The 22,955-nt window shown below is 64.1% G+C and carries 23 protein-coding genes, 1 tRNA gene and 1 pseudogene; 13 read left to right on the forward strand and 12 right to left on the reverse strand.

Going from position 1 to position 22,955, the window contains the following annotated elements; genetic code table 11:
* Positions 1 to 89 precede the first annotated feature (89 nt).
* A complete protein-coding gene (locus tag EH199_RS01540; protein WP_124807509.1) occupies positions 90 to 389 on the reverse strand; it encodes a PepSY domain-containing protein in 300 nt (99 codons plus the stop codon).
* Between the two features lie 131 nt (positions 390 to 520).
* Here EH199_RS01540 and EH199_RS01545 point away from each other — a divergent pair, with 131 nt between their 5' ends.
* The gene (locus EH199_RS01545) at positions 521 to 2,317 is read left to right on the forward strand and encodes an ABC-F family ATP-binding cassette domain-containing protein (protein WP_124807510.1); all 1,797 of its coding nucleotides are present in this window, start codon (positions 521 to 523) and stop codon (positions 2,315 to 2,317) included.
* Positions 2,318 to 2,360: 43 nt separating this feature from the next.
* On the opposite strand, the gene EH199_RS01550 is transcribed toward EH199_RS01545, so the two are convergent.
* Positions 2,361 to 4,169: a DUF885 family protein gene (locus EH199_RS01550; RefSeq protein ID WP_124807511.1), complete on the reverse strand. Its 1,809-nt coding sequence runs from the start codon at positions 4,167 to 4,169 to the stop codon at positions 2,361 to 2,363.
* A gap of 93 nt (positions 4,170 to 4,262) precedes the next feature.
* Complete coding sequence (locus EH199_RS01555; protein WP_124807512.1) at positions 4,263 to 4,739, reverse strand: DUF6456 domain-containing protein; 477 nt, start codon at positions 4,737 to 4,739, stop codon at positions 4,263 to 4,265.
* A 108-nt stretch (positions 4,740 to 4,847) separates the two neighbouring features.
* Here EH199_RS01555 and EH199_RS01560 point away from each other — a divergent pair, with 108 nt between their 5' ends.
* Positions 4,848 to 5,420, forward strand: a complete 573-nt coding sequence (locus EH199_RS01560; protein WP_124807513.1) for a helix-turn-helix domain-containing protein — start codon at positions 4,848 to 4,850, stop codon at positions 5,418 to 5,420.
* Complete coding sequence (locus EH199_RS01565; protein WP_223806409.1) at positions 5,417 to 6,628, forward strand: glycosyltransferase; 1,212 nt, start codon at positions 5,417 to 5,419, stop codon at positions 6,626 to 6,628. The genes EH199_RS01560 and EH199_RS01565 overlap by 4 nt, the downstream gene beginning before the upstream one ends.
* A 127-nt stretch (positions 6,629 to 6,755) precedes the next feature.
* Here the strand turns inward: EH199_RS01565 and secF are convergent, their stop codons facing one another.
* The 3 genes from secF to yajC are packed head-to-tail and all read right to left on the reverse strand — an operon-like array spanning position 6,756 to position 9,703.
* Complete coding sequence (gene secF, locus EH199_RS01570) at positions 6,756 to 7,733, reverse strand: protein translocase subunit SecF (protein WP_124807514.1); 978 nt, start codon at positions 7,731 to 7,733, stop codon at positions 6,756 to 6,758.
* Positions 7,734 to 7,748: 15 nt separating this feature from the next.
* Complete coding sequence (gene secD, locus EH199_RS01575; protein WP_124807515.1) at positions 7,749 to 9,341, reverse strand: protein translocase subunit SecD; 1,593 nt, start codon at positions 9,339 to 9,341, stop codon at positions 7,749 to 7,751.
* A 32-nt stretch (positions 9,342 to 9,373) separates the two neighbouring features.
* Positions 9,374 to 9,703 (reverse strand): preprotein translocase subunit YajC, encoded by a 330-nt coding sequence (yajC, locus tag EH199_RS01580; protein WP_190287084.1) that lies wholly within the window; start codon positions 9,701 to 9,703, stop codon positions 9,374 to 9,376.
* Between the two features lie 236 nt (positions 9,704 to 9,939).
* Between yajC and EH199_RS01585 the strand changes: the two genes are divergently transcribed.
* A tRNA-Pro gene (locus EH199_RS01585) sits at positions 9,940 to 10,016 on the forward strand.
* Positions 10,017 to 10,583: 567 nt separating this feature from the next.
* On the opposite strand, the pseudogene EH199_RS25045 reads toward EH199_RS01585, so the two are convergent.
* From EH199_RS25045 to EH199_RS01620, 6 genes and pseudogenes are all read right to left on the reverse strand, one after another.
* A pseudogene (locus EH199_RS25045) lies at positions 10,584 to 11,573 on the reverse strand (recombinase family protein); the annotation flags it as partial.
* Positions 11,574 to 11,762: 189 nt separating this feature from the next.
* Entirely contained in the window at positions 11,763 to 12,026 is a 264-nt protein-coding gene (locus EH199_RS01600) for a hypothetical protein (RefSeq protein WP_124807517.1), read from the reverse strand.
* 456 nt (positions 12,027 to 12,482) lie between these two features.
* The gene (locus tag EH199_RS01605) at positions 12,483 to 12,758 is read right to left on the reverse strand and encodes an HU family DNA-binding protein (RefSeq protein WP_124807518.1); all 276 of its coding nucleotides are present in this window, start codon (positions 12,756 to 12,758) and stop codon (positions 12,483 to 12,485) included.
* Positions 12,759 to 12,919: 161 nt separating this feature from the next.
* The gene (locus tag EH199_RS01610; protein ID WP_223806410.1) at positions 12,920 to 13,384 is read right to left on the reverse strand and encodes a MarR family winged helix-turn-helix transcriptional regulator; all 465 of its coding nucleotides are present in this window, start codon (positions 13,382 to 13,384) and stop codon (positions 12,920 to 12,922) included.
* A gap of 197 nt (positions 13,385 to 13,581) precedes the next feature.
* Positions 13,582 to 14,025, reverse strand: coding sequence for a helix-turn-helix domain-containing protein (locus EH199_RS01615; protein ID WP_124807519.1), 444 nt, complete (start codon positions 14,023 to 14,025; stop codon positions 13,582 to 13,584).
* Between the two features lie 110 nt (positions 14,026 to 14,135).
* The gene (locus tag EH199_RS01620) at positions 14,136 to 14,588 is read right to left on the reverse strand and encodes a hypothetical protein (RefSeq protein WP_223806411.1); all 453 of its coding nucleotides are present in this window, start codon (positions 14,586 to 14,588) and stop codon (positions 14,136 to 14,138) included.
* A gap of 392 nt (positions 14,589 to 14,980) precedes the next feature.
* Here EH199_RS01620 and EH199_RS01625 point away from each other — a divergent pair, with 392 nt between their 5' ends.
* The 9 genes from EH199_RS01625 (at position 14,981) to EH199_RS01665 (ending at position 22,925) form a co-directional block, all read left to right on the forward strand.
* Complete coding sequence (locus EH199_RS01625; protein WP_124807521.1) at positions 14,981 to 15,166, forward strand: hypothetical protein; 186 nt, start codon at positions 14,981 to 14,983, stop codon at positions 15,164 to 15,166.
* On the forward strand, positions 15,150 to 15,944 hold the full coding sequence (locus tag EH199_RS01630) for a DsbC family protein (protein ID WP_124807522.1): 795 nt from the start codon (positions 15,150 to 15,152) through the stop codon (positions 15,942 to 15,944). The genes EH199_RS01625 and EH199_RS01630 overlap by 17 nt, the downstream gene beginning before the upstream one ends.
* A gap of 217 nt (positions 15,945 to 16,161) precedes the next feature.
* A complete protein-coding gene (locus tag EH199_RS01635; protein WP_124807673.1) occupies positions 16,162 to 16,479 on the forward strand; it encodes a hypothetical protein in 318 nt (105 codons plus the stop codon).
* A gap of 131 nt (positions 16,480 to 16,610) precedes the next feature.
* Positions 16,611 to 16,877 (forward strand): type IV conjugative transfer system protein TraL, encoded by a 267-nt coding sequence (locus EH199_RS01640; protein ID WP_124807523.1) that lies wholly within the window; start codon positions 16,611 to 16,613, stop codon positions 16,875 to 16,877.
* 8 nt (positions 16,878 to 16,885) lie between these two features.
* Positions 16,886 to 17,524, forward strand: coding sequence for a TraE/TraK family type IV conjugative transfer system protein (locus EH199_RS01645; protein ID WP_124807524.1), 639 nt, complete (start codon positions 16,886 to 16,888; stop codon positions 17,522 to 17,524).
* Positions 17,525 to 17,600: 76 nt separating this feature from the next.
* Positions 17,601 to 18,326, forward strand: coding sequence for a type-F conjugative transfer system secretin TraK (locus EH199_RS01650; RefSeq protein WP_124807674.1), 726 nt, complete (start codon positions 17,601 to 17,603; stop codon positions 18,324 to 18,326).
* On the forward strand, positions 18,323 to 19,687 hold the full coding sequence (locus tag EH199_RS01655; protein ID WP_124807525.1) for a TraB/VirB10 family protein: 1,365 nt from the start codon (positions 18,323 to 18,325) through the stop codon (positions 19,685 to 19,687). Before EH199_RS01650 ends, EH199_RS01655 begins: the two co-directional genes overlap by 4 nt.
* A gap of 35 nt (positions 19,688 to 19,722) precedes the next feature.
* Positions 19,723 to 20,385 carry a TraV family lipoprotein gene (locus tag EH199_RS01660; RefSeq protein WP_124807526.1) on the forward strand — a complete coding sequence of 221 codons (663 nt, stop codon included), beginning with the start codon at positions 19,723 to 19,725 and terminating at the stop codon, positions 20,383 to 20,385.
* Positions 20,382 to 22,925, forward strand: a complete 2,544-nt coding sequence (locus EH199_RS01665; RefSeq protein ID WP_124807527.1) for a TraC family protein — start codon at positions 20,382 to 20,384, stop codon at positions 22,923 to 22,925. Before EH199_RS01660 ends, EH199_RS01665 begins: the two co-directional genes overlap by 4 nt.
* Positions 22,926 to 22,955 lie beyond the last annotated feature (30 nt).

Consider the following 22,955-nt stretch of genomic DNA (forward strand, 5'->3'; position numbering starts at 1 on the left):
TCGCCCGCTCCCATGCCGGAGAGCGCGCGGTTACGTGTTCAGGAATGCTAGATGATCCCTTGAACCTGAACGGTCAAGGAATGGAAAGATCAGCGGGATTCGCCCAGCACCTGCCCGGTGCGCGCATCCACGTCGACGAACATGACATGGCCTTCGCGAATGAACTTCAGGCGATAGACCATGGCGGCGGGATCGTATTCCGGCCCCAGGTATTGCATTCCCGGCTTGGTCGGCAACACGGTCCGCTCGATCTCGCGCAGCGAACGCACGTTGCCCGCGCGCAGGTCGCGGCGGACTTCACCCTGGGCGTCAGGACGGTTCGGGGCCGAAAAGGCCGTCGCGGGCAAGGCCGCGAGACCGACAGCGGTAAAGGCGATGATCCAGCGCATGATGCTGCTTTGCCTAGAGCCGAAGCATTGAACAAGGCGTGAATGCGGATGCCGGCGGCGGTTCAGGCAAAAAGTGCCGGCCGGCAGTCCTGACCCTAGACCTTCTGCCCACCGGCGGCTAAGCGCGCGGCATGGCAGCAGCACCGATCTTGAGCTGGGAGGGCCTTGGGCTTCTCCAGGGCACCGGCTGGCTTTTCCGCGATCTTGACCTCCACATCGGCCCGCGCGACCGGCTGGCGCTGATTGGCCGCAACGGCGCGGGCAAGACCACGCTGCTGCGCCTGATCGCCGGGCAGATCGAGGCCGACAAGGGCAAGCGCTCCATCCAGCCGGGCGTGCGGCTGGTCACGCTGGAGCAGGACCCGTTCTTCACCGGGTTCGATACGCTGATGGATTTCGCGCTGCACGGGCCGGATGCGCCGGAACGGCACGAGGTGGAAGCCATCGCCAGCCAGCTTGGCATCGACATGGGCCGCAAGGCCGAAAGCGCCAGCGGAGGCGAGCGCCGCCGTGCCGCGCTGGCCCGCGCGCTCGCCTCAGACCCCGACATCCTGCTGCTGGACGAACCGACCAACCACCTCGATCTCGCCGCGATCGACTGGCTGGAATCCTGGCTCCAGCGCTATACCGGCGCGTTTGTGGTCATCAGCCACGACCGGACGTTCCTCGAACGGCTCACCCGCGCCACGCTGTGGCTCGATCGCGGTTCGCTGCGCCGCAAGGACATCGGCTTCGGTGGCTATGAAGCGTGGATGGAACAGGTCTATGCCGAGGAAGCCCGCGCCGCGGACAAGCTGGACGCCAAACTGAAGATCGAGGCGCACTGGCTTGAACGCGGCGTCACCGCACGGCGCAAGCGCAACCAGGGCCGGCTTGAAAAGCTCTGGGAAATGCGCGCCCAGCGCGCCGCGATGCTCAGCCCGCAAGGCACCGCAAAGCTCGCCGTTGCCAGCGACGATGCCAAGAGCAAGGCGGTGATCGTCGCCGATCACGTCACCAAGACATTCGGCGAAGGCGCCGGCGCGCGCGCGATCATCAAGGATTTCAGCCTGCGCATCACCCGGCGCGACCGCATCGGCGTGGTCGGCGCAAACGGCGCGGGCAAGACCACGCTGCTCAAGCTGCTGACCGGCGAACTCCAGCCCGACAGCGGTACGGTCACGCTGGCCAAGACGCTCAGCGGCGTGATGATCGACCAGCAGCGCAGCCTGATGTCGCCGGAAAAGCGCGTGCGCGACGTGCTGGCGGAGGGCGGCGACTGGATCGACGTGCGCGGCGAACGCAAGCACATCCAGGGCTATCTCAAGGACTTCCTGTTCGATCCCGGCCTCGTCGAGGCGCGCGTCGGCACGCTATCGGGCGGCGAACGCTCGCGTCTGCTGCTCGCGCGCGAATTCGCCCGCAAGTCCAACCTGCTGGTGCTGGACGAACCAACCAACGACCTCGACCTCGAAACGCTCGATCTGCTGCAGGAAGTGATCGCGGACTACGACGGCACCGTGCTCATCGTCAGCCACGACCGCGATTTTCTCGATCGCACCGTCACCATCACGCTGGGGCTGGACGGATCGGGCAAGGTCGATGTCGTGGCCGGTGGCTATGCCGACTGGGAAAAGCAGCGCAAGGCGCGCGTGACGCCGATCAAGGCCGCGCCAAAGGCGGAGAGCGCCCCGCCGCCGCCTCCCCCGGCCGCGAAGAAGGGCAAGCTCTCCTACAAGGATCAGCGCGATTACGAGCTGCTGCCCCAAAAGATCGAGGAACTCGATGCCGCCATTGCGCGCGGCGAGGCGCAACTGGCCGATCCGGACCTCTACGCGCGCGATCCGAAGAAATTCGATGCGCTGATGGCCGCGCTGGAAAAGGTTCGCGCCGACAAGGACGCGGCCGAGGAGCGCTGGCTGGAACTGGCGGAGATGGCGGAAGGCTGAGAGCCGGTAACTCCCGCCTTCCGCTGCCCCAGCCCGTCCTTCGTCAGCCGCGCTTCGCTTCGGCGATCCGTTCGTCCACCCGCCGCTCCAGCATCGACAGCGGCATCACGCCTTCCTTCAGGATGTCGTGGAACCAGGGCAGGCTGAAGCGGTCGCCCAGTGCCTGCTGCGCCTTGGTGCGCGCGGCAACCCAGGCCGTGTGGCCCATCTTGTAGCTGCACGCCTGCCCGATCGAGGCGCAATAGCGCTCGATCTCGCGCTGGCTGCGCGGCCGCGCGAAGCCCACTGTGTTGACGAGGTAGTCGGTCGCTTTCTCGCGGCTCCAGCGGTAGTGGTTCAGCCCGGTATCGACCACCAGACGCGCCGCGCGGAACAGGAAGGACTGGAGATAGCCGGCGCTTTCGATGCCGGTATATCCGCCCAGCTCATCGGCCAGCTGCTCGGCATAGAGCGCCCAGCCCTCGCCATAGGCGGAAATGAAATAGTCCTTCAGGAACATCGGCAGGTTCCCGCCGCTGCGGGTATAGCCGCCCTGCAAGTGATGGCCGGGAATGCCCTCGTGGTAGGTCAGCGCCGGCAGCGAATACTTCGGCCAGTCGGCCACATCCTTCAGGTTGATCCAGTAGATCGCCGGGCGCGAGCCATCGAGCGGCGCGGAATAGTAATACCCGTTCGGTGCGCCGTCCTGAATTTCCACCGGAACGCGGCGGATTTCGAGCGGTTCGGACGGGATGTCGCGGAACGCGCGCGGCAGTTTCTGCGTCATCGCGGCGATACCCGCGTTCAGGCTGGCGATCAGGTCCAGGCGCCCCTGATCGGTGTTCGGATAGCGTTGCGCGGGCGAGGCGTTGAGCGCGGTCAGCCGCGCCCCAACCGAACCGGTGGTGAAACCCGCCCCCTTCAGGATGGCGTCCAGCTTCGCGGAAATATCGGCTACCTGCTCCAGCCCGATCTTGTGGACCTGCTCGGCCGTGTGATCGGTGGTGGTCGCCTTGCGCAGCGCCAGCGCGTAGATCTCGTCGCCCTTGGGCAGACGCCACGCGCCATCGCCCGGCCGCGTGCGCCCGCGCAACTGCTGCATCAGCGCGATCTGGCGATCGAGCGCGGGATAGACGTCTCCCGCCACGATCCGGGCAGCCCGGCTTTCCCAGTCGCCTGCCACGCTCTTCGCCGTCGTTCGCTTGACCAGCGATCGCACCATGGCGTTCTGTTCGGGCGACGGTGCGCGCAGCGCGCGCATCTGCTTCAGCACCAGTTCGACGGACCATACCGGCGCGATCAGGCCGCGCCCGGCGTCGCGCCGCTGCCGCGCGGTTTCATCGTCCAGCGCGAAAGCGAAGGCCCGCAGCCGCGTCAGATAGGCTTCGGCATCATCGGCGTTCTCGACCGGGTGCTGGCTGTCGAGAAAGTCGGGAACACTGAAATAGACGCCGCTCTGCTGCGTGATCGGATAGGGATTTTCCACGTCGTCCAGCCCGAACGGCTTGCCGGCGAGTTCCTGTTCGAACTTGTAGGCAAGGACATCGCGGTTCAGCCGGGCGGCGGCGCTCAGGCTTCCCGCATCCACGCCACGCATTGCCGCCAAGGCGCGTTCGTTGAACGCCCGCGACGCGTCCTTCCCGGCCTCGCTGTAGTCATCAAGCCGTGCTCGCAAGCCGGCACGAGTGCCCTTGTCGAGGCCAAGGCGCGTCGCGTTTTCGGGCTCGATCAGCAGCTGTTCGTAAAACAACCTGTCGGCCAGCGCGTTGAACGCGGCATCGCCGGCCGTCTGGGCCAGAACCCGGAGCGGCCAGCCTCCGCCAAGCGCACCCGCCGCGATTCCCGCGAATCCCAGAAATTCCCGTCGTTCCATGAAGCTGCTTCCCGACACTGTGGTTTCAATCGATACGGCCTGACACGGCGCGGGGATAGCCCGCAATGACGTTCGTCGATCCGCCTGTGTCGTTCATCGGATGCGATAAAAGTCCGCCACACGGTCAAGCGCGATGCGCAAGACCAGCTTACCGCTGCGGACAGGCCAGTCCAGCGCCTTCTCCGCCATCGCCAGGGCATCGCCGGAGCAAACCACCCGCCACAGAATATCGCTCAATCCGGTTCCCGCGGCGGCGATCGCCGCATCGAAGCGTTCCTTCGCCGCGATCTGCCGCTCGGTCGGCGAAAGGTTGCGCTCGCCACCGCCAAAACGCACCGGTTCCCAGCGCATCGTGACGGCTGGCGCCAGTTGCGCGCGCTCCCAATCGATCCGCAGGCGCTCCCCCGCGTCGAACTGCCGGTCGCTGAGATGGCCGCGTGCATGCAGCCAGGTCAGTGGCGATTCGGCGCAATTCACCTTCACGCTGCGCCGCGCGGCCGCCGCGGAACCACGCCCTGCCCGGCGCGGGCCTTCGCTGGTCAGTTCACGATCGATCAGGACCTGGCGCATCGGGTCACCTCCGCTTTGAACATTTGGGGAACACCGCCGCACTTGCCCCAGGGGCTGCTTTGTAGGAAAGCAATTTCAACTTCCGTTCCTCTCAGAAATGGAACCACCATGATCAACCGCATCCGCGACATCCGTCGCCAGAAAGGCCTGACCCTGGCCGACGTGGCCGCGCGCTGCGTTCCGCCGACGACGGCGCAAACCATCGGCCGGCTCGAAACCGGGATGCGCAGCTTGTCGCTGACGTGGATGAACCGGATCGGCGCCGCGCTCGATGTCGATCCGCAGCTTCTGGTAAAGCCGGACCAGTCCGCCATACCCAACGTCGTCGCGCGGCTCACCGCCGGCGGACCTGAAGCGCTGACTCACCCGATGGACGCGGTGCTGCCCACCGAGTTCGGCGGCGATGCGCGACTCATGGCGCTGGTTGTCGATGCGGGCCTGGGCGAATACCGGGCGGGCGATCAGGTGTGGCTGCGGCAGGTCGATCCGGCGGATTATTCGCGTGCGCTCAACCGCGACGTGCTTGCGCCACGCCCTGCCGGCCGCTTCGCCTTCGGGCGGATGATCGACCATCTCGACGGGCGCATCGCGCTGCTGCCCCCTGGTATCGGGCAGCGGCAGGTGGTGATCGACCACCCGGCGTGGATCGGCGTGGCGGAAATGCTGGTCCGAAAACTGTGAACCCTGCAACCGGGCGCCGCCTGCTCTCGATTTCGACGCTTTACCCCTCGTCCCAACGCCCCGGTTTCGGGCGCTTCGTCGCGCGGCAGATGGAAGCGCTGGCCGCGCGCGGCGATTGGGAGGTGACGGTGGTGAACCCCATCGGCCTGCCCCCCGTCAAGCTGGCCCGCTATGCCGACATTGCCGAAACGCCGCTGATCGAAACCGGCGGTCCCGTCACGGTGCATCATCCGCGCTTCACGCTGATCCCCGGCCTTTCCGGCCACATCAATCCCCTGCTGATCGCGCGCGCCATCCTGCCGCTGGTGCAGCGTCTCCACGCCGAACAACCGTTCGACATGGTCGATGCGCAGTTCTTCTATCCCGATGGTCCGGCCGCCATGCGCGTGGCCGAGGCGCTGGGCCTGCCGTTCGCGATCAAGGCGCGCGGGTCCGACATCCACTACTGGGGCACAAAACCCTTCGCGCTGCGGCAGATGCGCGCGGCCGCCGAAAAGGCATCGGTCGTGCTGTCGGTCTCGCAGGCACTCGCCAACGACATGGCCGCCTTGGGCCTGCCAGCCGGCAAGATGCACGTCCATTATACTGGCCTCGATCACGCGCGCTTTTCGCCCCTGCCGCGCGCCGCCGCGCGGCAGCTGGTCTCGGCCATTCCCGATCTCGGCATCTGGTCGGTCGGTAGGCTAGTCGTCAGCGTCGGCGCGCTGATCCCGATCAAGGGGCAGGCGCTGGCGATCCGCGCCCTGGCCCATCTGCCCGAGGACGTCCGCTTGGTCATCGCCGGCACCGGGGCAAACGAGACCGCGCTCAAGGCGCTGGCGAGCGAACTCGAGCTGGCCGAGCGGGTCCAGTTCGTCGGCGCGGTCGATCACGAGACCCTGCCCACGCTGCTTTGCGCGGCGGACGCCATGGTCCTGCCTTCGGAACGCGAAGGCCTTGCCAATGCCTGGATCGAAGCGCTCGCCTGCGGCACGCCGGTCGTCATCCCCGACATCGGCGGCGCGCGCGAGGTGGTGGACTGCCCCGCCGCTGGCCGCATCGCCGCACGCGATCCGGTGGCCATCGCCACCGCACTCGGCGATCTGCTGGCCGATCCCCCCGCGCAGGAAGACGTCGCAGCCTGCGCCGCCCGCTTCAGCTGGGACGGCAATGCGGCCGCGATGGCGGAGATTTACGAGGGCGTGGTCCGGGAGCAGACCACAGCCTGACGGCGCGCACAAACACCGCCCCCGTCATCCCAGCCCAAGCTGGGACCTCAGGCCGCTGCGGGAAACCTTTCAGGGGTCCGTCCCCGGCTGCCCGAGATCCCAGCTTACGCTGGGATGACGCGTTTTCTCACCCCCGCTCGCGCGCCAGGCGTTCCTGCTTTTCCAGCGCGCTTTCGGTGGGGATGAAGCTCTTGGGATTGACCTTCAGCCAGATCAGAATCGGCGCGGCCATGTAGATCGAGCTGTAGGTACCCACGAAGATACCGAGCGTGATCGCCGCGGTGAAGCCGAAGATCACGTCCGGCCCGAACAGCAGCAACGCGACCAGCGTGATCAGCATCGACAGCGAGGTCACAATCGTACGCGCCAGAGTCTCGTTGACCGAAAGGTCGAGCAGCTCCGGCATCGGCATCTTGCGGTATTTCTTCATGTTCTCGCGGATACGGTCGTAGACCACGATCGTATCATTGAGCGAATAGCCGATCAGTGTCAGCAGTGCGGCCACGATGTTGAGGTCGAACTCCATCTGCGTGATCGCGAACATGCCGAGCGTCAGCACCACGTCATGCACCAGCGCGAACAGCGCGCCGATGCCGAACTGCCATTCGAACCGTATCCAGATGTAGGCCGCCACCGCCAGCGCGGCGAAGCCCAGCGCCTTGAACGCGTCCCAGCCAAGCTCCTTGGAAACCTTGCCCGAAACCGAATCGACGCCGTCGATCCGCGCATCGGCATGGGCCGTCTTGATCGCGGCGGTGATCGTGCGGGCCATCTTGTCCGACAGCGCGGGATCGTGGTCCGATCCTTCGGGCAGCTTCATCCGGATCGAGATTTCGTTGGGCTTGCCGTAGCGCTGGATGATCGGCTCGCCGTAACCCAGTTTATCCACCTCGCCCCGCAGCTGCGCCACGGGCGCCTCGGCGCTGCGCTCGAAGGTCACGCGGATCATCTGGCCGCCGACGAAATCGACGCCCAGGTTGAGGCCGCGCGTCGCCACCAGCGTCAGCGATCCCGCCATCAGCAGCAGGCTGATGATGTAGAACGGCAGCCGCCACTTCAGGAAGTGGATGTTGGTATTGTCGGGAATGAGCTTGAGGAGCTTCATGTCCTTCGTCTCCTCTTACAGGCTCAGTTCGGACGGCCGCGCGCGGCGGAGCCACTGCGCCACCCACATGCGGGTCATGGTCACGGCGGTGAACACCGAAGTGACGATGCCGATCATGAGCACCACGGCGAAGCCGCGCACCGGGCCGGTGCCGAACGCGAACATCAGCACCGCGGCGATGACATTGGTGATATTGGCGTCGAAGATCGCGCGGCTCGCTTCCTTGTAGCCCATCTCCACCGCCTGCACCACGCGCCGGCCACGATGACGTTCCTCGCGGATGCGTTCGTTGATCAGCACGTTGGCGTCCACCGCCGCGCCGATGGTCAGCACGAAGCCGGCGATGCCGGGCAGCGTCAGCGTGGTGCCGGCGATGCCCATGATGCCCAGGATCATCAGCACGTTCACGACCAGCGCGAGGTTCGCGTAAACCCCGAAACGGCCGTAGGTGATGAGAATGAAGGCCATCAGCGCGCCGGTGCCGACGAGCATGGCGATCATGCCCTTGCGGATCGAATCCGCGCCAAGGTCAGGCCCCACGGTCCGCTCTTCCACCACCTTGAGGTCCACCGGCAGCGCGCCCGAGCGCAGCGCGATGGCGAGCTGGTTGGCGCTTTCCGTGGTGAACCGGCCAGAAATGACGGCACTGCCGCCCAGGATCGGCTCGTTGATGTTGGGCGCCGACAGGACCTTGCCGTCCAGGATGATGGCGAAGGGCTTGTTGACGTTCTGCGTCGTCAGCTTGGCGAACTTTTCGCCGCCGTCCGAATTGAACGTGATGTTGACGACCGGTTCGTTGGTCTGCTGGCTGTTGGTCTGCTGCGCGTTGGTCAGCTGATCGCCGCGAATGCCGCCCAGCCGCTTGACCGCGATCGCGCCCAGCTTGGGGTCCTGATAGGGTACGATCTCGCTGCCCGGAGGGGCGATGCCGCGCGCCACGTCCGAAGGCAGCGCGCTGGTATCCACCAGCTTGAATTCGAGCTTGGCGGTCTGGCCCAGCAGGTTCTTGAGCGCCTGCGGGTCCTGCAGCCCCGGCACCTGCACCACGATGCGGTTGGCGCCCTGGCGGATGATCGTCGGCTCCTTGGTGCCGAGCGCGTCGATACGCTTGCGCACCACTTCCACCGCCGTATCCATCGCCTGCGTCACCGCCTGGTCGATGCCTTCTTGCGAAGGCGTCAGCACGAAGCGGTTTCCGTCGACGACATCGATCTTCCAGTCGCGCTGACCGGTAAGCCCCGCGCCGCTGGTCAGCGGCAGCACCGCCTCGCGCACCGCGTCCACCTTGGTCTGGTCGGCCACCACGAACGTCAGCGCGCCATCGCGGTTGGAAATGTCGCTGATACGGATATCACCGGACTGGCGCAGCTTGTTGCGGACGCTTTCCTCCATCCCCTCGATGCGCTGCTGGCGCACCTGAGAGGGATCGGCTTCGAGCAGGATGTGGCTGCCGCCGGCCAGGTCGAGACCGAGGTTGATCTTCGGCTCCGGCAGTACGGACGGCCAGTTGAGGCCCGCCGTGGCGGTCAGCGAAGGCACGGCGGCCAGCATGCCGACGATCGTCAGCGCCCAGAGCCACAGTACCTTCCAGCGCGGGAAATCGAGCATGAGAGCAGGTTCTTTTCGTCTAGCCGGTGGGATCAGTCGTTGGCCGGAGCCGTCCCGCCGGGCGGAACGATGTCACCGATCGTCGAACGCACCGCCTTGACGCGCACGTTGGGGCCAAGTTCCAGTTCGGCATAGTGATCGTCCAGCTTGATGACCTTGCCGACCAGCCCCCCGGCGGTGACGACCATGTCCCCCTTCTTCATGGCAGCGATCTTTTCCTTGTGCGCCTTCTGCTGGCGCATCTGCGGCCGCAGGATCAGGAACCAGAAAATGAACGCCATGCCGACCAGCGGCAGGAACGAAAGCCACTGCGGCGGCTCCTGGGTGGCGGCGGGTGCGGCGGCGGAAAGGAATGTCAGCATCATGGAACCGTTCTTGGGATCGGTGGAAAGGCATTGCAACCCGCCCGGACGGAAAGCGGTGTGCCCGCCCGGAAAGATTGCGCAAAAATATGGCCCGGCCGCCTAGCAGCTTGGGCCACGCAAGGCAAACGGCACCCCTTCCGGCGGCACTTTCGGAGACGAAAAATCGTCTCCGCCCAAAGCGCACCATGCCGCTTGCCATCCGCAAGTGACCTGCCTATAGGGCGCGCTCCGGTCGGGACGTAGCGCAGCCTGGTAGCGCATCACACTGGGGGTGTGGGGGTCGGAGGTTCGAATCCTCTCGTCCCGACCAATTTTCAATTTGAGGCTGTTTGGTACCACCACCGCCTTTTGGCGGCTCTGGCTGCCCAACCGTTTCCACTAGTAAATCAAATGGTTGTCGGTATTCAGCAGTAAGCTCGCCATGCTTCCAAACGCAGTTCGATAGTAGGAAATTCAGCAGTCTTCGTTTTTCGAGGGCTGGCTTAGAATCGAAGATCGTCGGCGCTCTTTGCGCCAGAGTCAGAAGCGCGACTCCCTCATCCATGTAGGCCGCGCTTGCGCCCAGGTGTCGGGCCATATCGCGTTGACAGCGGTCAAGTTCGTCGCGCCACTGCACAGACATGCGTCGATAGAAGTCATCTGTGACGGTGCCATCGAGTTTGTCGACATAGACTGCCTCCAGACGTTTGCGCAGCCTGTCGGTTTCCGTGCGCAGGTGTGAGAGGGCTTCTTCGTGATCGCGCCTTTCAACAGCGTAGCTCTCACGTAATGCGCGAACGATTAGATTGTAGGTTCGTTCGCCAAATTGCATGCGCGACAACATTGCCGCGAATTTCTCTTCCAGAACCTCTTCACGGACGAAGCGCTCAGGACATTTTCCGCGGAAGCCAGTGCAATGGTAGTAGATGTATTTCGCCTTCTTGATCTCGGCGGTCAGCGCGCAGCCGCAGTGTCCGCAGGAGATCAGCCCCGTGAATGCAAAATCGCGGAGGCCGCCGCCTGTTTTTGGCCTGCGGGCATTGTTTCGACCGTCGAGCACATCCTGCACGGCTTGCCAAAGTTCGAGCGAAACGAGCGGTTGGTGGGTGCCGTCGTAGATCTTTCCGAGCCATTCGAATTGACCAGTGTACAGACGGTTTCGCAGGATTTTGTGGATCGTGCTGACCGGAACAGAATGCCTGCTCTTGCGGTATGTGAGACCGGCATCGCGCGCCGAGGCAGCGGCCTCTTTGAGTGAGAAGCTCCCTGTCGCATACCATTCGAATAGGCGAGTGATGATCGGCCCCTGCTCGGGATCGACAATAATGATCTTTTTGCCGTCTGGTTCACCAACATTGAGATACCCGAATGGCGCGGCGCTGGGCCAAAGCCCCTGCTCGGCTTTTTCCAACATGCCCTTGCGCACTTCTTCGGACAGATTGTCGATGTAATTCTTCGCCATCAAGACCTTGATGCCGTGCATGAACTTTTCCGACGAGCGTGACTCGCGGGATAGGACGACGCCTTCCTTGACCAGATGAACCTCGGCTTCCAGCTCATCGACGGTCACCCAGTCTTTCAGGTTGCGATAGAGGCGGTCCGTCTTCTCGACCAGGATTGTCTGAACAGTTCTGTGCTTGCGCAGGAAACCGATCATCTCGCCGAAACTGGTTCGACCGCTTTGCTTAGCGGTCTCGACATCGACATATTCGCCGGCAACGACGAAGCCGCTCATTTCGGCGTGTTCGCGCAGCAGCTTGAGCTGTGCCGGGATGGAGAAGCCCTCGCGCTCCTGTTCGCGTGAGGAGACGCGTGCGTAAATGACGGCCCGTGGCACATGGACAATTTCCTGTTTTGGACGGGAACGTGTCTTTGTCTGTCGTGCCATTATGGCTCCTCCATTTCGATGCGCGGCCTAGAGCACACAGCTGCATGCGCTCGCCCATGAATCCGGCGCCAGATCCTGCCTTGTTCAGCCGGCATATTTTGGATTCTTGTCCGATATCGCCGCGCTGTCCATCATTGCTACCTGACGCGCTACGCGGTCGAACCAAAATGTCAGCGCAATGCCAGATCGTCATTCCTGACTTGCCGCGTGAATTGTTGTGTCGCCGTTAGACTCAGTGGACATCAGCGCCTCGTCCCGATTCCACTCGATCAGCACCGAGAAGAAGCCAACAAGATTTTCCAGCATCTGCCTGGCATCCTCGGACGTCAACGTCCGATCGGTGCGTTCTTGAAACAGTGCGCGGGCATCCTCGACGAGTTCATCGGAGAGGCGGCGACTGTGGCGCGGGCGCTTGTTTCCTTGACCGGTACCTGCTGGAAGCGGCCCGGTCATGTCCTCGGACCTGTTCGGGATTTGCCGCAGGCAGGTAAATATCCAATATGCGCCCCCTCCCCATCTCCTCTCCTTCGTCGAACCGACGATGAATTGACGACTGGGAAGAGATACCAAACATCGCGCCAGTTCCTGAGGACTTGCTGGACGGCGGGCTTGAGGAAGTGGGATAGCAAACAGTCGGCGAGCATCGGGGCGATTCCACGAAAACCGACAGGCAGGTAATCACAAAGCGTTCCATTGATAGCGCTGTGATGCAGCAACGGAAGTCAGATGCAGCTCCGAAGCCGCGAACATGAGCGGATTACCACCTGCGCACCGGACAGCGCCGTTAAAGGGCAAAATCGCTAGAACAGCGGCGCATTAGATGTCTGCTCGACCGCTATGCGCGACCGGACCGTTGCCGCGAAAATGCCTGCCGGGCGCGGGCCAAGCCGCACCCGGCAGGCATCAAACTCAGCCGTTGAGCCGATCCTTGACCGCCTTGGCGGCGGAGAACGTAAGCTTCTTCGATGCCGCGATCTTGATCGTTTCGCCGGTCGCGGGGTTGCGGCCTTCGCGCGCCGGCGTGTGCTTGACCTTGAACTTGCCAAAGGCGCTCAAGGAAATCTCGTCACCGCGGGCTGCCGCGTCGGTAATGGCGGCGATCACGGCATCGACAGCCTTCTTGGCGTCGGCCTTGGTAAGTTCGAGGCTGGTGGCAACCTGATCGGCGAGTTCGGAATTGTTCATGGTAGATGTGTCCAATCGAGAAGAAAAAATTCAGATGGCAAAGGCACTTGTCGCGCTAATGCCGATGCTTGCGTAAAGGCGCGCAGATCGAATGAAAAGCTTGCAGCCCGCAGGGCCGAAGTCATTCCACAGTCGGGTGATTGTTCTGTGCCGCCAAGCGATCACGGCGGCTTCGCGAGCACCGGCGCTGGAACCTGGCCCTGCGCGCAGAGCTTGCCGAAGAACTCGGCCAGGACTTCACGGGCGAGCGGACTCAATCGCACATGGACGCGCCGGGCATCATGCGGGTCCTTTTCGCGAAGGATGAGGCCTTTGGAGGTCATGATCCGCGCCCAGCGGATCGCCGTGCTATGGGGAACGCGCGCGGCAAAGGCGAGGCTCGATATCTGGACGCTCTCGCCGCGCGCCTCCGAGGCATAGAGATCGAGCAGGATATCCCAGGCGGGGTCGGCAAACAGACCCGGCGCGAAGAGCGTATCGCGCAGGCGCCGCGCACGCAGCCACCAGTTGGCGATCTCGAGGCTTGGGAGTGGCGGAATATCCGGTTTAGCCTCATCGTCATCGAAGCGGAATACCGGACCGGATCCGTCGTCCCATCCAGGATCGCCTGGCTTTCGCCCCGCCACCGGCAACGTCAGTTCGGCTGGCCAGGGGTGCGAGCATGCGTCAATCGTATTACCCCGGATTTAGTTGAGACAGGCCCGCCCGCGCCCGTGACAAGGCGAAGTGAAGACACATGATTTTGGATGGCTAGTGCGGTGTCAGGCCCGATAGCGGATCGCTAACCGATTGATACCAAGTAATCTTGGTCCGTTATGGCGACTTATCGGGAACCGATCTGCGGAAACGCGCTGCCGCTCCGATCACCGGGCGAGCTGTCTTCGGCAAGTCCAAGCAGGCGGCGCATTCCCGAGATATGATTGTTGACGATGAATTCGAGCCATTGCCGTTCGACATCGTGAAGATTGCCGGCGAGCAGCTGCGGCGAGAACGCGAGGCCATGGGTGTGGAACAGCATCGGCAGGAAGATGATGCTTGGCGAAATTCCGAGCGCCAGGGCGCAACGCAGGTGATCGTCGATGCGGGTCCTCGGATTGCCCGATTCGATTTCGCGGATCCAGCTGACGCCAAGTCCGACCCGCTCGCCGAGCTTCGACTGGGTGAGCCCTTCGCGCCTGCGTTCATCTTCGATCCTCCGGCCAGACATCTGCTTGATTTCGGCAAGAGATGACGCGTCGGGACCGGATGCGTTGCAATCATGCAGCATCCCCAACTCCTGACAGCAGCAACCAGCCCGCCACGGCAAGTGATAGCCGAAAAGTTGGTGTTTCATACACAATTGGTCAATGCCAATTGTGGCCATTATTGCCTGATTGGTCAAAGCGATGCGCGTCGCGCCCGTAGAGCCTTGCCGATCTTCAGACTGTCACCAGCCAGACTAAGCATTTCATCGTAAGCCGACATGATGGCTTCGGGAGAGGCGAGACGAAATTGATTGAGGGCAATAATGAACAGACGCGAGTTCAAAGCCGCAGGCCCGCGTCGGCGCGCGCCGGAATCGAGCCGATAGGCGATGGCCTGCGTGACCGTAGCCATGGCCAGCGGCGCACCGACAAAACACACCCGGTCGCCGTCGAGACCCGATTCCTTCAAGGTTTTCAGATCGTCGGCGATGAACTGGCTATCGGTGCGGGCAAGGTGGACGAGCGCGCAATAGAGCGTGTTGCCGTAGGGCAGCAGTTCCTTGACGAGGTGGCCGAGGCGGCAATGGCAGTCGAGAAAAAGCTCCACGCCGGCAGGCGAGAGTTTGAGCTTGAAGGTTCTCGACACCCTTCCCACCGTCCGATTCGTCCTCTGCTACTCTCCCCGGCCGATGTCCGAACTCCATGAGCTGACCCTGGGGCCATGCCCGACTACAACGAATTGGTAACCAAAAGCGTAATTCGCTGGCGCTTGCCACGATGACTTAGCCGCTTGCCCAAGGCAATGGCCTGCGCCTTGCGGTTTCGAAGTCAAAAACACCATTCCTGCCATCACAGAACGCAGCCGGTCCGGGACAGGTTCCCGAAGCCAGCTTGCGGGATCTTGTTCCAGGCAGGAGGCGGCAAGTGCCCCGAATTCGACAACCCTTGAGCCACGCCTTGTGGCTCCCTGCTTTGGCAGGCTCGCTAGCCGGTTGTGCGCTCGCCCCTCACCGGGCGCCGTTGCCTCCGCAAAGCCCGATGCACCTGGTGGTCAGCGAGGGCGATACGGGCTTCGTGATCCACGCCGCCGCGCCTGTTCCAGCCTCGGTCGAGGCGACCACACCACCGCAAGCACCTGTCTCGATCGGCGACAGCGTTCGGATCGACCGGCGCGCATTCATTCCCCCAAGCACGAAGGATATCCCAAATGGCGAAGATCGCTAACCTCACGGCGCTGCGCGCACTGCCCTGCGCCTTGGCGCTGATCGCCGGTTCGGCAGCCCTCGCCGCGCCCGACGAAAGCACCAAGTCCGATGACAAGGTGCTCGCCGAAGCGGCGGCCGCCGCCGAGGCCCAGCTCCACCAGAGCTTCACCAACTTGAAGTTCGAGGAATTCGGCCCTGCACCGGTCAAGGGCGCGCTTTACCAGGCGGTCGCGGGCGGACGGGTGATCTACTATGCTCCGGCGAGCGAGCACGTGCTGTTTGCCACGGTCTATGACAAGAACGGCGTCAATGTCACCGCGCTGGCGCAGGAAGCGGGTACCGCCCGGCGCCTCAAGCAGATCGATCCTGCCAAGGCGCTCGCCATCGGTCCGGCGGGCGCGCCCACGGTGATCGAGTTTACCGATCCCGACTGCCCCTATTGCCGCGCGCTGGACAAGTTCTGGGCAGCAAAGGCCGCCGAAGGCAAGCCGGTTCGCCGCCTCGTCTATTTCGTCAGCGGCATCCATGCCCAGGCCGCCGCCAAGGCCGAACACATCCTGTGCTCGCCCGACCAGGAAGCTGCGTTCCGCGCGATCTATGCAGGCGCTGCTCCCAAGGCGCTCGAAAAGTGCGCCGCGGGCGCCGCGCGGGTCGCTGAGGATGCGGAGATCGTTGCCAAGCTCGGCATCGGCGGCACGCCGACACTGATTGTCGATGGCAAGCTCGTCTCGGGTTTCCAGCAGGCCGAACTCGAAGAGTTCCTCGCGAAGACACCGGGCGCTGGGCCCGCGAAGTGACCGAGAATTCCCGATCTGGCGGCCGCCTGCCGCCCGGCCATTTCGGCTGGCGCGAGGCGGACCGGAATGCCGGCGCACGCGGCCGCTTTGGAGCCGCCCACCGCGCGCGTCGGCCGACAGCGATCATCCATCGATGCCGGCAGGCTGTTTCCAGGGAGGCTCCGCTCAAGTGGAGTAAAAGATCATGATCAAGAAGTTCGGCAATCTGGGTGCCCGGATGAGTGGAGGTAGCAGCGGCTCGCTCGCCAGCACCGCCCTCAATCTCGGCGTCCCTTTGGCCCTCATGGCGCTGGCGAGCAGCGCGGCCCACGCCTTCACCGCGCCAGCGGCGGGCGACCTCGGCTACGACATCTACGACATCGTCGTGAACAAGGGGGTCAAGGGACCGCTCGGCTTCGTCGCCGGCGTCGCGGCCTTCCTGTTCGGTGTCAGCCGCCTGTTTTCCAACATCATGGTCGGCATCCCGACCATCGTTGCCGCGGTCGCCCTGATCAAATCGGACACCATCCTCCAGACTTTCGGGATGGTGATCTGAACCGCCTGGGGATCCGCTGACCGCGCGTGTGGACCCGCGAGCGGCGATATCCCCGACATGCTGGAGGCCGATGGTCGGCCTTCGGAAAATGACCCTGACGACAGGTGTCATGAAGCAGGAGGAGAAGGGCTTTGGACGAGCGTCTGCCCCAGTATCTGCACGGCCCGGTCCAGATCCTATGGTTCGGTTCGGACGAGTTCGTACTGGTCATGTCGACCATATTCGTCGCCGCGATCGTCGGCGGACTGGTCGGCTGGGTGCTCATCTGTGCCCTTCTCCTTTTCATTCCCTGGAAGCGCAGCAAACCGCGCGGGTTCCTGCCCCATCTCGCCTGGCGCTGGGGGCTGGTCTCCTTCCGTCATTACCCGGGTCCGACCCAGACCCGCTTTTTCGAGTGAGGATAGCCATGCCGCTGTTTCGATCCCGCAAGGCCGCGCCCGACGATCCGCTCGCCGGCAAGCCTGCAAGCTTTGCGATCCACCGCTACCTGCAGGGCTCGGCGAACCTGTTCGAGGAGAACCGGCTCCTGAAATTCGCAATCGCCGGCATGTTCGGGGTCTCCGCCGTGCTCGGCACTCTGATCTACACGACCAACCAGAACCAGCGCACGGTGATTGTGCCGTTCGGAGCGTCGGGCGATCTCTATGTCACCGGCAATGCCCCCTCGGCTTCGTACCTGAGGACCATGACGCGCAATATCGTCAGTCTTGCTGGGACCTATTCGGCCTATAGCGCCGACAAGCAGTTCCAGGAACTCCTCAGCCTCGCCCATCCCAGCGCCTACAATGGCCTGCGCGACAGCCTGAACGCCATTCTCGACGAACTGGCGAACAATCCGACACTGTCGATCGCCACCTACATCAGGCCCGACCAGCCCGTAACCTGGACCAACACCGACATCGTCGTGCCGGTCGAGAAGGTGCGCGTCATCGGCGGGGTAATCCGCAAGTTCCGCGGCAATCTCCACATCGGTTACGCGATCGACAACGGCCGCTTCTGGCTCACTCAGCTCACCGAGGAAAACTTCGATGCCGAACTCCGGTAAAGGGCCCGCCGCGCCTGCCTCCTATCGCAACGTGCGGCACCTCGCCGCAGTTCTGACCCCGCTGCTGGCATCGATCATGCCAACCGAGGCCCAGGCCCAAGGGATGCGGGGCGCGATCATCGCCTATCCCGACCAGACCAGCACCGTCCGCCTGTCGAACCGCGACATCAACCATGTCGTCTGCGAGGGCGGCGAGATCGAGGACGTCAAGTTCTCGGCCGAAAAGGCGATCGCTGTCGAAAAAGCGGGCGCCGACGCCTGGATCAAGTTCCTGGTCAAGGAAGTCGAGGATCAGGGCCAGACGACACGCAGCTATGTCACTACCCCGTCCGAATTCTTCATCTCGTGCGGCGGCGCCATCTACCCGCTCTACACCGAGCCGTCGGACATTCCCGCACAGACCGTGACACTGGCGCCGGGTGCGGCGCAGCGTGCCAAGGCCAACAGCGACCTCATGGGGCCGCTGGTTGAGGAAGAGCGCGCGGTATCGATCACACTCGCCCTGCTGCAGGAACGGGTTCCGGCGAGCTTCGCCGAAGTCGCCCCCTACCCCGGCAAGATCGTGCTCGCCGGTCTCCCCTCGGCAGTGCTCCGCGAACGGCGGCGGCTCGCGATCGAGGGGGCAGGACTGTCGGCGTCCGAATACCTCGTCAGCGCAAGCAGCGATGCATCGCTCGATGAACGCACGTTCCTCGATGCGGCGCTGGGCGCCAACGTCTTCGCGGTCTCGCTCGACCGGCTCACGCTCAAAGGCGGTGAGACCGCGCGCCTCATCGTCATCCGCCGGGGAGAAGGCCAATGAGCGGCAGCGACAAGCCTATTCCAAACGGCGGCGAGCCTCTGACCGGCACCGGCGCAAACGGAGCGCCGAGCCCCTACAGCGCGCACCTTGCTGCCCAGGCCGCGGCCGAAGAGGCGAATGGGCCTGAGCTCGGCATTGCTGCGACGTCGCTGCGCGATCTCTGGAAGGCGCGCTGGGACGCGCTCGGCTCGGGAACCCGGCTGCGGCTCAAGCAGGCAGCGCTGGCCAGCGCGGTCGGCGTGCTCGGTTACGGGCTCTATTCGGCGAGCAGCGGCAGCCAGAAGGAAAAGGCCCCGCCGCCCGCAGCCTCCAAGCTCGACATGGGTGCAGGCCTGCGCGGCGATAGCCTCGAAGAAAAGCTGCGCGGCGACTTCAAGGCGGTGATCGATGGCCAGCAGTTGCTTGGCGACCGCATCACCGCGATCGAGGAAGGCAAGGTGCTGCCCCATGGCGGTGCCCCCGGCAGCGCCGGTGCCAGCGGCGAGAGCGGCGATCTGCCGCCTGCGCTGCCGGGCAGCGCGCCCACCTTCCCGCCCTCGCCCGCCGGTGTGCCCGGCGCAGATGCCAGTCTTCCCGCACCGCCAGTTCCCCCGGCGCCTCCGCAAGCGCCGCCCGCACCGCCGGTCCAAAAGCAAGTCGGCGCGATCGGGGCTGCGACCAGCCCGATGCTGCCCAAGGAGGCTGGCGGCGCGGCCTCGGACTCGAAAAAAAAGAATCGGACAATCTATTTACCGCCTGGTTTCATGAAGGCGCGGCTCCTGACCGGGGTGGACGCGCTGGCGAGCCGGGACGCGACGTCGAACCCGGAACCGATCATCGCCCGCGTCCAGGCGCCCGCCGTGCTCCCCAATGACGTCAAAGCCAACCTTGCGGGCTGCTTCGTCGTCGGCAACGCGACCGGCAGCCTCGCCAAGGAACGCGTCGAGATCCAGCTGGTCTCATTGTCCTGTGTCGATTTCGACGAGCACTCGGTGGTCGATCAGCCGGTCAAGGGCTTCTTCGTCGATGCCGATGGCAAGAAAGGCCTGTCGGGCAAGGTCGTCACCCGCGCCGGTGCGGCGCTTGCCCGAAGCTTCATCGCCGGGACCATCAGCGGGATCAGCCAGTCGGTTGAGAACACCTTTGGGTCCACTTCGACCTCGGCGCTGGGCTCGGTGCGCACCCTCGATGCGGGCGATGCCGCCAAGACCGGCATCGCCGGCGGGCTGTCGAAGTCCTCGGACAAATTGACTGACTTTTACCTCGACCTTGCCCGCCAGGCCGGCCCGATCGTCGAGGTCGGAGCGGCCAAGGAAGTTGTCGTCGTCATCCAGGAGGGCGTGACCCTCGAGATCAAGCCCAGCGCCGGGACCAAGTTCTGATGCCCCGGCCGCGCCCCCTTCCCGGAGATCACATTATGGCCAGTCTTTGTCTTGCCCGCACATCCTGCAGCTCCCCGAAGCGTGGCCGCGTTCTGCCGGTCCTGCTGATAGCGGCATGCCTACCGCTCGGCGGCTGCGCAACGGTCGGCTCGCTGATGTCACCCTATTCGGAGAAGTTCAGTTGCAAGAACTCCGACCACGGCCAGTGCGTCCATCCCGAGAAGGCCTACGAGGATGCAGTTTCAGGCCGAGCGCCGCGTTCCGATCCTGCGGTCACCCGCGACAAGAAGCTGCTGCGGAGCGGTGATGCTGGTGATGCAGCCGCGATGAAGCCCGGCGAACCAGGCCATGCTCAAGCAGCAACAGGCGCCTATGGGTCCTACCGCGACAGCCTCTACCGTGAACTTCAAGGACTGATCGACCGCCCCGAAACCCCGATGCTCAAACCGGCCCAGGCGGTGCGAACGCTGATCCTGCCCTATGCCGACCGGCAGCGTCCCGACCGGCTCTACATGCCGCGCTATGTCTATTCGATCCTCGAACGCCCGTCCTGGGTGGTCGGCGGCTATCTCGTCGCGCCGGTTTCGCCTGCATCACAAGTGCCGGTACTGGGGCAGTTGCGTGAGCGTAGCGGCGAGGCTGCAGATACTGCACCGGCCGCATCAGATCCCACCCCAGCGAAGGAGCGCCGCAAGTGAGCGCGCGGGGTCACGAGGCCAGCGGCGGGCTTTCGTTCGCTGCGCTCCGCCGCCAAGTCGCGCGCGATTCCTATTCGGATCACCTGCCGCTCGTCGCCTGGGTCGAGGACGAACAAGCCTTCCTCACCATCGACGATGGCTGGGGCTATGCCTGGGAACTAGTGCCATCGGCCTACATGTTCCCCCATGTTCACAGCGCCTTGCTGGGGCTGCTTAACATTCACTTTGAACCCGGCACCGTGGTGCAGGTGATGAGTTTTGCCGATCCGCTGATCGATCCCGCGCTCGATGCCTTTCTCGATCTCAAGACCCGCGACGATCCGCTGATCCAGGCTTCGGCGCGGCGGACCTACGATTACCTCAAGGCAGGGCGGCATGGCCTTAAAGCACTTCACGGCACCCCGATCCGCAATTTCCGCACTATTCTTGCCGTCAAGTCGCGCAAACCGCTGGGACCAGACACAAGGCGCCAGATCGAGGAGCAGCTCGCCAAGCTCGGCATTGCGCCGATGCCGCCCGAAAGCATGATCGCCTTCTACCGCCGCATTTTCAATGGGGTCTTCGAAAGCGCTCCGGGCAATTTCGCGAGCGGATCGAGCGATGGCGCCGAGCCACGGCCCCTGCGCAAGCAGATCATCGATGCTGGACCCGATCTCGTGTTCGAGGGCCCCGAGGTTTTCCTCGGCAATCAAGTCGCGCGCTGCCTCACGCCCAAGGCCCCGGCGCGGCGGATCAGCGCCGAGCGCGCCAATCGCCTGACCGGCGGCATGCGCGGCTCGTCGGAAGACAGCGACCAGATCGGCGGGCCGTTCCTCTATTGCCTCAATATCCTGTTCGATCATTCGGCCTTCGAGATCCACAAGCGCGCGCAGATCTTGTCGGCGCAGAAGGCAGCAGGGTCTTTCGCGGTCGAGGTCGGCAAGCAGATCGAGGAGATCGGCTGGGTGCTCGACGAGGCTGGCAACAGCCGTTTCGTCCGCGTGATCCCCAGTGTCTGGGTGTTCGGCCAGACCCGCGCCCAGGCCCGTGAAATGGCGGCGCGCGCCAAGCGGCTGTGGGAAGCAGAACCCCTGCCCTTCATGATGCAGGAGGAAAGCTACCTCAATCCCGTCCTGCTGTCGATGAGCCTGCCGTTCGGGCTCTATCCCGACGGCAAGACGCTGCGCATGCTCGAGCGAGATTTTCGCATGCCGGCCAAGGCCGCAGTGCTGATGGCGCCGATCCAGACCGACTTTCGCGGTGGCGGGCGCCCAGCCCTGCTCTATACCGGCCGCAAGGGCCAGCTCATCACGCTCGACCTGTTCGATCCGCGGATCAACAATTACAATTTCATCGTCTCGGCCGAGTCCGGCGCGGGCAAAAGCTTCCTCCTCAACAACCTCTGCCAACAATATTACGCCAGCGGCGCGCTCATCCGCATCATCGATATCGGCGGCTCGTATCGCAAGCTCTGCACGCTGTGCTCGGGCCGCTACATCGACATCGGCGAAGAACGCCTTGTTCTCAACCCGTTCGACATGGGTTTTGCGCTCGACGGCGAGGACAAGCAGTCGGCGATTGCCATGGCGGTCGCGATCGTCGCCGAAATGGCCAATGCCGCCACCCGCAAGGGCGTTTCGACCTCGGAATGGAACCTCCTGAAGTCGGCCGTGCAGTGGACGATCGATACGGGCCGGTCCGAGGACGGGATCGACGCCGTGCGCGAATGGCTGGGCGCCTATCCCGCCGAAACGCTGAGCGATCTCGACCGGGTCGAACATCTCGTGCCGGTGGCGCGCGAGCTCGCGTTCAACCTGCGCGATTTTGGTTCGGACGGGGCCTACGGGCACTATTTCAACGGGGCATCGACTTTCGACATCTCGAGCGACGAATTCGTCGTGCTCGAACTCGAGCGCCTCAAGAACATGCCCGACCTGTTCAACGTCGTGGTCATGGTGGTGGTGAACGCCGTCACCCAGGAGCTCTACCTTTCGGGCCGCGACCGTCCGCGCTTCGTGCTGTGCGATGAAGCCGCGCAGTTCATGAGCCGCAGCGAAGGTCAGGACCTGTCGCGGCTCGCCGAGGCGTTCGGCCAGGGTTACCGCCGCGCGCGCAAGTACCAGGGCAGTTTCGGCATCGTCATGCAGTCGATGAACGATCTGCTGCTGTTCGGCGGCACCGGCCAGGTCATCCTCGAAAATGCCGCGACGCGCTTCCTGCTGCAGGGTTCGACCTACGACAAGGCGGTCGAGAACCGGATCCTCGACTATTCGGGTTTCGTCCTCGAGCTGCTGAAATCGGTCCGCAACAACAAACCCAACTATTCCGAGGTGTTCATCGACTCGCCGCTGGGACTCGGCATCGCCCGCCTCGTGGTCGATCCCTTCAGCTACTGGATCAATACCTCCGCGCCCACGGAAGTAGCCGCCTTCGAGGCGCTGATCCGGCAGGGCCGCTCGCCGCTCGAAGCAGTCTGCGAGCTCGCAGGCGTCGATCCGGCGGACATTCTCGGCGATCTGCGCCCGCGCCTTCCGGCGCCATCCACGCGAGAGAGCGTGTGATGCGGTTATCCCGATCTCCGATCCGTTCGA

This window comes from Novosphingobium sp. LASN5T (genome assembly GCF_003856955.1).
Taxonomy (GTDB): Bacteria; Pseudomonadota; Alphaproteobacteria; order Sphingomonadales; family Sphingomonadaceae; genus Novosphingobium.

Coding starts and splice junctions, on each gene's coding strand:
- EH199_RS01540 (WP_124807509.1), bottom strand. CDS start 389: ATGCGCTGGATCATCGCCTTTACCGCTGTCGGTCTCGCGGCCTTGCCC.
- EH199_RS01545 (WP_124807510.1), top strand. CDS start 521: ATGGCAGCAGCACCGATCTTGAGCTGGGAGGGCCTTGGGCTTCTCCAG.
- EH199_RS01550 (WP_124807511.1), bottom strand. CDS start 4,169: ATGGAACGACGGGAATTTCTGGGATTCGCGGGAATCGCGGCGGGTGCG.
- EH199_RS01555 (WP_124807512.1), bottom strand. CDS start 4,739: ATGCGCCAGGTCCTGATCGATCGTGAACTGACCAGCGAAGGCCCGCGC.
- EH199_RS01560 (WP_124807513.1), top strand. CDS start 4,848: ATGATCAACCGCATCCGCGACATCCGTCGCCAGAAAGGCCTGACCCTG.
- secF (WP_124807514.1), bottom strand. CDS start 7,733: ATGAAGCTCCTCAAGCTCATTCCCGACAATACCAACATCCACTTCCTG.
- secD (WP_124807515.1), bottom strand. CDS start 9,341: ATGCTCGATTTCCCGCGCTGGAAGGTACTGTGGCTCTGGGCGCTGACG.
- yajC (WP_190287084.1), bottom strand. CDS start 9,703: ATGCTGACATTCCTTTCCGCCGCCGCACCCGCCGCCACCCAGGAGCCG.
- EH199_RS01600 (WP_124807517.1), bottom strand. CDS start 12,026: ATGACCGGGCCGCTTCCAGCAGGTACCGGTCAAGGAAACAAGCGCCCG.
- EH199_RS01605 (WP_124807518.1), bottom strand. CDS start 12,758: ATGAACAATTCCGAACTCGCCGATCAGGTTGCCACCAGCCTCGAACTT.
- EH199_RS01615 (WP_124807519.1), bottom strand. CDS start 14,025: ATGCTGCATGATTGCAACGCATCCGGTCCCGACGCGTCATCTCTTGCC.
- EH199_RS01625 (WP_124807521.1), top strand. CDS start 14,981: ATGCACCTGGTGGTCAGCGAGGGCGATACGGGCTTCGTGATCCACGCC.
- EH199_RS01630 (WP_124807522.1), top strand. CDS start 15,150: ATGGCGAAGATCGCTAACCTCACGGCGCTGCGCGCACTGCCCTGCGCC.
- EH199_RS01635 (WP_124807673.1), top strand. CDS start 16,162: ATGAGTGGAGGTAGCAGCGGCTCGCTCGCCAGCACCGCCCTCAATCTC.
- EH199_RS01645 (WP_124807524.1), top strand. CDS start 16,886: ATGCCGCTGTTTCGATCCCGCAAGGCCGCGCCCGACGATCCGCTCGCC.
- EH199_RS01650 (WP_124807674.1), top strand. CDS start 17,601: ATGCCAACCGAGGCCCAGGCCCAAGGGATGCGGGGCGCGATCATCGCC.
- EH199_RS01655 (WP_124807525.1), top strand. CDS start 18,323: ATGAGCGGCAGCGACAAGCCTATTCCAAACGGCGGCGAGCCTCTGACC.
- EH199_RS01660 (WP_124807526.1), top strand. CDS start 19,723: ATGGCCAGTCTTTGTCTTGCCCGCACATCCTGCAGCTCCCCGAAGCGT.